The 8,661-nt window shown below is 36.2% G+C and carries 7 protein-coding genes, 1 tRNA gene and 1 pseudogene; 1 reads left to right on the forward strand and 8 read right to left on the reverse strand.

Annotated features, from left to right (window positions below):
* Window positions 1–38 precede the first annotated feature (38 nt).
* Window positions 39–314 (reverse strand): metal-sensing transcriptional repressor, encoded by a 276-nt coding sequence (locus tag ACO6FI_RS08655; RefSeq protein WP_485456992.1) that lies wholly within the window; start codon window positions 312–314, stop codon window positions 39–41.
* Between the two features lie 232 nt (window positions 315–546).
* Between ACO6FI_RS08655 and ACO6FI_RS08660 the strand changes: the two genes are divergently transcribed.
* Window positions 547–1,356, forward strand: coding sequence for a TraX family protein (locus tag ACO6FI_RS08660; protein WP_485456993.1), 810 nt, complete (start codon window positions 547–549; stop codon window positions 1,354–1,356).
* A gap of 32 nt (window positions 1,357–1,388) precedes the next feature.
* On the opposite strand, the gene ACO6FI_RS08665 is transcribed toward ACO6FI_RS08660, so the two are convergent.
* The 7 genes and pseudogenes from ACO6FI_RS08665 to ACO6FI_RS08695 form a co-directional block, all read right to left on the reverse strand.
* Window positions 1,389–2,243: a hypothetical protein gene (locus tag ACO6FI_RS08665; RefSeq protein WP_314448814.1), complete on the reverse strand. Its 855-nt coding sequence runs from the start codon at window positions 2,241–2,243 to the stop codon at window positions 1,389–1,391.
* 12 nt (window positions 2,244–2,255) lie between these two features.
* Window positions 2,256–2,471: a YdbC family protein gene (locus tag ACO6FI_RS08670; protein WP_060930600.1), complete on the reverse strand. Its 216-nt coding sequence runs from the start codon at window positions 2,469–2,471 to the stop codon at window positions 2,256–2,258.
* A gap of 150 nt (window positions 2,472–2,621) precedes the next feature.
* Window positions 2,622–2,693, reverse strand: a tRNA-Arg gene (locus ACO6FI_RS08675).
* Window positions 2,694–2,771: 78 nt separating this feature from the next.
* Window positions 2,772–3,644, reverse strand: coding sequence for a hypothetical protein (locus ACO6FI_RS08680; protein WP_485456994.1), 873 nt, complete (start codon window positions 3,642–3,644; stop codon window positions 2,772–2,774).
* A 103-nt stretch (window positions 3,645–3,747) separates the two neighbouring features.
* Window positions 3,748–4,992, reverse strand: coding sequence for a WYL domain-containing protein (locus ACO6FI_RS08685; protein WP_485456995.1), 1,245 nt, complete (start codon window positions 4,990–4,992; stop codon window positions 3,748–3,750).
* A 194-nt stretch (window positions 4,993–5,186) separates the two neighbouring features.
* Window positions 5,187–7,046 carry a DNA helicase RecQ gene (recQ, locus tag ACO6FI_RS08690; protein WP_315035726.1) on the reverse strand — a complete coding sequence of 620 codons (1,860 nt, stop codon included), beginning with the start codon at window positions 7,044–7,046 and terminating at the stop codon, window positions 5,187–5,189.
* A 7-nt stretch (window positions 7,047–7,053) separates the two neighbouring features.
* Window positions 7,054–8,661, reverse strand: a pseudogene (locus ACO6FI_RS08695) (PRTRC system protein E); the annotation flags it as partial.

Below are 8,661 nucleotides of genomic sequence, written 5' to 3' on the forward strand. Positions count from 1 at the left end.
TTATTATGAAGTTTTATTGCTTAGTACATAGCTGTTTTTTATCCCATATTTGCAAAGCGTTCTACAGCTTTTGTAAAATTATCTATGGTCTTGTCTACATCTCCGTGGTCTATACCGTCACGTACACAATGTTTTATATGCCCTTCAAGTATAACCTTCCCACACCCGTGCAAAGCTGATTTTGCCGCATTTATCTGCGAGAGTATATCCTCACACGGTACATCTTCATCTATCATTTTATCTATTGCCTGTACCTGTCCTATTATCTTTTTCAGTCTGCGATGTAGACTGCTTGAATCCATACATTGTTTCATACTACCACCATCCTGTCAAAACTATATCGGTTTTTGTTTCTATATTATACCTCGGGTCAACCTGACGCTTAGTGTATCAGGTTTTTTGTCCCCAAGTTTCATCATATTATAATCCTACCGCTTTCCCGTGTCAATGTATCGGGGCAACACTTGACATAAAAGCCGATTTTCCATATTGACATGTTCTTCTCTTTTTATTACAATACAGCGATATTTTCAAGGAGGTTATTTATTGGATACTAAAAAATTTAATTGGCAATTTTTAAATGCCACTACGCTTAAGCTTATTGCCGCCGCACTGATGTTCATCGACCACATTCATGAAATGTTTTCACATGTCGGAGCACCTATGTGGCTTACTATGTTGGGAAGACTTGTATTCCCCATGTTCTTATTTGCTTCTTCAGAGAGCTTTCATTACACACATAGTAAAAAAAGATACTTAATCAGACTTTTGATTGCAAGCTGGTTTATGTCCACTTTTACCTTTATACTTCAGGGTATTCTACCAAATGATAATGTAGTACTTATGAATAATGCATTCAGCACATTCTTTGTTACAGGATTATATATGTTGTTCTGGGATATATTTGTAGACGGCGTCCACAAAAAATCGGTACCGAAGATAATCGGTGCGATACTTCTATGCTTTGTACCCATTTTGCTTACCTTGCCTATGCTTATTGGAGGAATACTTTCCGCAAGTGACAGCGTTTCACCGGATGTTGTACGTTATATCGCGATATTCTCTTTGTATCTGCCTAATATCCTTACTGTTGAGGGTGGCTGCCTCTTTGTACTTCTGGGGCTTTTATTCTATATATTCAGAAAAAGCAGAGTACTACAGATACTTATCTTGGTTGCAATGTCCGCATATATTTTTATTGTCGGTGACAGGATTCAAAGCATCATGATATTTGCAGCCGTTCCGATAGCACTGTACAACGGTGAGAAAGGAAAAGGTATAAAGAATTTCTTCTATATTTACTATCCTCTGCATATCGGAATTTTGTATGTGATTTCAACACTTGTTTTTAAGTAAAATAAGAGCATCCCCTGTCAGAGGATGCCTTTTTATTTGCGAATCAAGCTGCCGTTATCAATAATTGACGCTTTGCGAATACGTGATAAGCTGTCACTTTCAAGCAGATAAGGGCATAAAACAGGCTCTAAGAAAAAACTCATAGGACGAACTTGAGTAGCCGACGCCACTGCCCAAAGTCTTGATGTTGCAAGCTCTTCCGCTATCTTCATTGCCTCATCATATTTTTCAAAGAATTGATACAGCTTAATCGCCTCAATGTAGTCAAGTTCGCTCATTTCATCTTTACATTTCATTCTTTCTTCAAATATTTCAAGAGCGTCTTTCGGATATCCTTGAAGGCGACAAATTGTAAAAAGCTTTGTCCTCCACGCTACGCTGCCTTCTTCAATCTTTTTATTTTTCAACTTTACCTCTTTTATAAGCTCTTCCTTTGATTTGGGGTCGACTGCCTCTTTAAACTTTGCATCACCGCGTATACGATTACATGGCATAGCTCCGGTCTTTAAACACTCCAGCATTGCATCAATAAAGAAAATTTTAGGACCATTATCATTCTCGCCCTGTAATCTTATTTTTTCTTCTTCAAATATATCGATCAGCTCACTTTGCCTGTTAAGTACTATAGCGACTGTAGTCATAGCTGCCATATGCTCATCTTTTACATTTGAATAATGCCACTCATCAAACCAAGGCAGTACCGTAATATCTCTATCCAAAGCATTGGAAAAATTTCCGTCAAAATAATCCGCTTCAGCTAAAACCGCGGCGACTTGATGCGGAAACTTTTCTGAGAATTTTTCAATTGCATCTAATGAACCTTCCTTGTCATCCATCACATCATAACAAGCCGTTCTGAAGTTCTTCGGTAATTTCACAACATTCATACTCTTATCTCCTTAAAAACTTATCAACTTCTTCAGTGCCTCAAGTTCTTCTTTTGTAAGTGTCACTCCCTTTCCCATCTTCTCATGTTCAGGTGCCCATTCTCTTATATCGTACTTCGGTGTAGCACCGTTCCATGAAATAAGGTTCAGCTCCTTCCTCCAACCCTTTGCATTCTCTGATAAAACTCCAATCTCCTCTACTATGTCGTATCTGAAATCTCCTGCCATAATCTTTCCTTTCGCTGTTTAAATCTCAATACTTTAAAAGTATCTGTCACATGCTTATTATACCACTATTTTCTTCCAAACTTACATCTTTTAATACAGAATAAAAAAATAATGGGCAGAGCAGGATTTGAACCTGCGGTGAGATATTGATTCTCCTATCCGGATTCGAACCGGAATCAACCGGTCCGTAGCCGGTCATTCTGTCCGTTGAACTATAGGAGACATACTTTGCTTTGATGAGCTAAGTATATTATAGTCGGCCCGACTTATCATTAAACCTGTGGTATACAGGAGATACTCTTATATTATTTGCTTTTCCTTCTCTGCCTCAAGTTTTGCGAACAGATTCCAAACCCTTCTTATGCTGTTTCTTTTTTCCCTGTTTTCAGCTTGACGATAATACTTTTTTTGTTGCTTTGTTACTTTCGGTAATTTCTTATAACTAACCCGCATTAACTTTTTTGCTTCATCATGTCTTACAATATACTCGAGATGATTGTATGGTGATTGATTCTTTACCACATCCCTTTGTATATGGTAATACGCAGTCTTTGCTTCTTCCATGGTCAGAGGCTTTCCATCAAACGGACAATGCAATAACTTATACCTGTGTTGTACATACAATATTTTCCAAGCCGCCATATCGGTAAGAATATAAAGATCTGTGTCATCAAACTCTATTTGTACTCCCCTTTTATTAGCTAAGTACTCTATTCCCAGTGCATACTTTCTATACTTACAAGGATAAAAGGCAACCCTCTCTTCCTTTGCAATATATCTCATAGCCTTTTTTAAGTTTTTGCTTCCTCCGGCCTCATCCACTTCAGTCCATCTATATTTTTGCAGTTCTTCATCCCACTCTTCAAGATACAATCCTATTTCCTGACTTGATTCATTTAAGCTTATGCGCCAATTATACCAATCCGTATGGACCTCTATATAATCTTCCTTAAGCTCTGTCCAAATAGGTAAATCTCTGAATACAACCTTTAAATTTTCTCTATATCCATTGTATAAAAACTTAATATTGCAACAGCACTTACATGGCTTTAAATACTTGATTTTTATGTCATCCATATCAAAGCTTATCAATGACTTTTCTTCGATTCGATTTATAAATCTGCATCCGGGTCTGTGAAAAATCTTTGATTTACTGCTCATCTGTACAATCATCTTCTTCCTCCAATCCACAAAGTACTTCTTTGTTATAATTGGAGTTTATCAGAGCATCTGTCCGTTAAAAATGACAGCTACCCATTTCACCAAACTAAAGTTATCAATCCGAGTATTTCTTTGACATGTCGACAATACTTTCTTTAATTTGATTTCTAAGACTTTCCGGTTCCAAAACCTCTACATAAGGTCCATATTGCAATGCCCAAAATTTCATTGCCTTTTCATTGCAGTTTACTCTTACTGTAATCCGGTCTTCATCTTTTTTAATAATACTAAAGTCTGTCCCAAACCAATCTACAAGTTCAGACATCATATCTTTGGTTGTCAGGAGCTTAACAGCAGTGCTTGTTCCGCTGAACATATAAATATGTTCAGCCATATGCTTTGGAAGATTTATCCCGGCCTTAAGCTCAGGCACATCTTTCATCGGCTTAACTCTATCTTCAAGTTCACATACCTCAGTCATTTTGTCTATACGAAAATGTACTACATTATCATACTTATCATAATTTCCTATCAGATAAAATTTCCCGTTATTTGCAACTATCCTGTATGGATTTACAATATAACGCTCTTCTCTCCTTGGATGAAGCTTAAAATCAGTTCCTATATCATTATATATAAAACTGATCTTATGTCCCTCTGAGATTGCATCATTTATCTTATCTATTGAGTAGATGTTTTGTCTGTTTATATTCTTGTTAAGCTCAGGTATATTGCATATATTTGCTTCTCCCTCTATTCTAACCTGATTTTTTCTATTACCTTTGTTTTCCTCCTTCAATCCGTCAAAAAAATAATTCAATTCAGATATCAAAGACTCTATTGAAAAATCATGTCCTTCACCTTTAATTGTTTTATATTTACAGGCAGTATTTTTTATGCTGTTTAAGACTTCAATATAGCGAAATGAAGGATCCTCTTCACCATACAGAAAGTACATATTATCTCCTCTAAACTTTTGGGCACCTTCTTTTATTTTATGAAAGTTGATCATCAGTGGAGCATTAATCAAAACAGCATTCTTTATTTTTTCAATTTTTCTACACTGAGCTGCACCTATAAAAGCTCCGTTTGAAATTCCGACAAAAATTATTTCTTTATAATCACCAACATACTTACTTATACATTTTATTTCTTCCTCCAAATCACATACCGAATCTTTAGGATTGGCGGAAACAACAAATGTATAACCATATTTTTTAAATAAAATACTGCATATGCTCAAATATTTATTTTCAAAACCTTCTATACTTCCACCTCTACCGGTTTTAATAAAAACAAGATATTTTTCACCTTGTATAATTCCAAACTGTTTCCCGATTACTTTGTCATATTTATTCAAAAATCAACCTCCCTCTTTAGTCATACCAAAATTTCTTCATCCGATTTATTTTCCATGTTTAAAATAGCATAAAGAATGTACAATATTTTGCACATTAAAATTATATTCCGATATATAATAACTCTTTAAGCATAAAAAAAGCTCCAAATGATTACTTATCGAATGGAGCTTTTTTTACTCTGTTATTTATTATATTATTTTAACTGCTTCGCATATTCTTTTATTACAGCAATAAACCTTTCACCGTATTTACCGTATTTATTTTCTCCGACACCTGAGACATTTAACATATCGGATTTTGTAGTAGGCATCTTTGCACACATATCAATTAAGGTCTTATCATTAAAAACAATATATGGAGGCATCTTCTCTTCTCTGGCAATTTCAAGTCTCAGCTCTTTTAATTTATCAAAGAGTTTGAATCCTGAAGAAGTAAGTGAATCCGTTCCCTTTATATTCTTCTTAGGCTTTAACTTCCTATTTGTGACCTTATCTTCATCGGTTATCTTTACCAAGACCTTAGTATCTTTCAGCTTTAGTTTACTTATATCTCCAAGTTTTAAAACCTGATATTCTCCTGTTTGAATATAGCCCTCAAGTAAAAGCTCTTCAATAAGTCGCCGTAAAAGATTTTTATTTGATGATTCCAGAACTCCATAGGATTTATATTCACTTGCTCCTATTTCTGCAAGTCTTGCAGTCTTTGCTCCAAGTACTGTATCCATTATTATATTCTTGCCATATCTTCCACGAGATTCATATATACAATTTATTATCTTTTTAGCCTCATCCGTCATATCAAGAGTTTCAAATTGTCGCAGACAATTACCGCAATCATCACATGGCTTTTGGGGATCTTCTCCGAAATATTTTAAAATATAGTTGCGCAAACATTCAGTCGTATAGCAATATCCCTCCATTATCTGAAGTCTTTTAATATCCCCCTCCCTGATTGTCATTGCATCCATCGGATCAATTTCACTAAAATCTTTATGTTCCAATAAAAATCTGTTAATTATAATATCCTGAGGTGAAAACAGTAAAATACATTCGGAATTAAGTCCGTCTCTACCGGCTCTTCCCGCTTCTTGATAATAGTTTTCCATGCTTGACGGCATATTGTAGTGAATGACGAATCTGACATTTGATTTATCGATTCCCATTCCGAAAGCGTTTGTTGCTATTACGATACTTGTATAGTCAAATACAAAATCATCCTGCATTTGCTTTCTCTCTTCAATACTCATTCCTGCATGATACTTTGCAACAGATATGTTCCGCTTTTTTAATAATGTATATAAACTGTCCACGTTTTTTCTGGTTGCACAGTATATAATTCCACTTTCACCCTTATGTCTGTCTAAATAATCAAGTATAAAACGATCTTTACTTTGTGGTTTATCTACCTGAAAGAACAAATTTTCCCTGTCAAATCCCGTTACAAGAAAATATGGATTGGTAAGCCCCAAAGAGCAAATAATATCTTCTCTGACATTCTGAGTGGCAGTCGCTGTAAATGCACTTATAATCGGACGTTTATCCAAAACATTTACAAACTCCGCTATATCCATATAACTTGGTCTGAAATCCTGTCCCCATTGTGAGATACAATGTGCCTCATCCACAGTTATCATTGAAATCTCAATACCTTTTGCGAGCCTAACAAAACCTTCACTCATCAGTCTCTCAGGTGCCACATATATAATCTTATATTGACCTTTCGATGCATTTTTGAAAGTATCATGCATCTCCTTTTCAGATAAAGAGCTGTTTATAAATGCAGCATCCACACCGGCTTCATTCAATGCCTTTACCTGATCCTGCATAAGGGAGATAAGTGGAGAAATGACCAATGTGATTCCTGAAAGCAGCATAGCCGGAACCTGGTAGCACAGTGACTTTCCTGCTCCTGTAGGCATCACGGCAAGAATATCTCTTCCATCCAAAACAGCATTTATAACCGATTCCTGCCCCTGCCTAAATGAGTCGTAACCAAATACAGCCTTCAATGCTTCCTTTGGAGTTTTATATATTCCACCATCCGATATTCTCATTCCTTAATCATCCTATCCCCAGTATTTTTGCCAAACTCTTTGCTTTCTTCACTGCAGTGGACTTGGCAGTACAGTTTGCAATTTCTAAAAGTCCGGACCATTTGGCATCTTCTTTTGAAATAAATCCTCTCTTCATTGCTTCCCTTAAATAGTCGGCATAATAAGTACAGATATCCAAAACTCTGTTTATCCATGCAGGAGGCTTATTACTTTTTACAACAAACTCTCCGGCGTATTTGATACACTCAACAAGCATTACATAGCATATACTTAAAAGCTTATTTTCTTTTTCAACTATTCTTACAAGCTTTGCCGGGCTTATCTCCTCATGTAATAAAAGTTCTCTCATGACTTCTCTTAAATTTTCTACAGATAAATCTCCCGAGTCCGCCAGTTGTCTGAAAAGACTTTTTGCTCCATAAATACTCTCTCCGTCCTGTGCCAAAGTACTCACTGCAATAGTCAAAAATATCTTTGAGTAAGGTGTTGAGCTGCCCTCAAGTGGTCCTTCTTTTTCACCTCTCCAGTTTCTATATTTGCTTACTACAACCTTTTTCTTTTCAGGGTCGTAATGAAGCCATACGCTCTTTTCTTTCTCATCTATGATTTTTCCGTTGTAGTCGGCCACAGCTCCCGACATCTGAGCCTCTTTTTGAATTCCGTAAAACCATCCGTAAATATATACTTGAAACAGCCTGTCAGGTATATCCGGTAATTTCAAATCGAAGCTGAAAGCTTTTTCTGTCTTTCTTACCTCAAATACATTTATTTTAAACTCAACATTATCATAGATAAGCTTTTTAGCCTTTGGTAATGCCACCCATACTTCATCAAAATCATTCGGCGTATTTTGATTCTGTACTTTATCATACTTTTCTTCTTTTATATCCATACCAAGGGAATTTAGCTTATTCACTATTTCCTTGGCATATTCTACAGCCTTTGAAGATCCGGATTTTGTGGCGAGATTCTTTACAGCCTTCATTTCCAATGCATTTTGTGGGGCAAGCTTATTTTCTACCGCAAAAATAACTTCATCAAGATAATCTCTTAGAAATTTTACAATCTCAGCTGTTCCTTTAAGCATTCTAGGTGCTTTAAGCGATACCTCCACCACATCACAGGCAGCCATCCATACCAAACTCAGCATACCATCTTTAGCCATATTTTCCATTGCAAAAGCCAGACTTGCCAAGTTTGACGGTGTACCGCCGCTCCAATCCAAATATGAAATATCTGCAACTCCCGGTAAGAGAAGTCCCCTTTCCCATGCTTCATTAGTCGCAGTAATAACATCTGCAGCATTCTCATCACTTAAGTTACTCCTCGTTGCAATCCAGTTCATCATTGCACCTTTTGTAAGAGGTTTTCTCCTTTTTGCTATCTGCCTTAAATTTATACCCTGACTATGATAGACTTCAGTATCTCTTCGTATTGCAGTAAGTGAATAATCTCCCCAGGTCGGAAATATAGAATACATATCTTCATAGCACCATGAAAGTCTAAAAGGAAATGCCTTTAAGCTTTTCGGCACATCAACGTCCTCTCTCCAATATGCGCTTTTTCCGAGTATAAATTTAGGTTCAACATATGGGTCATCCAAGTAATCTTTTAT

It is taken from the genome of Lachnoanaerobaculum sp. (assembly GCF_057250505.1).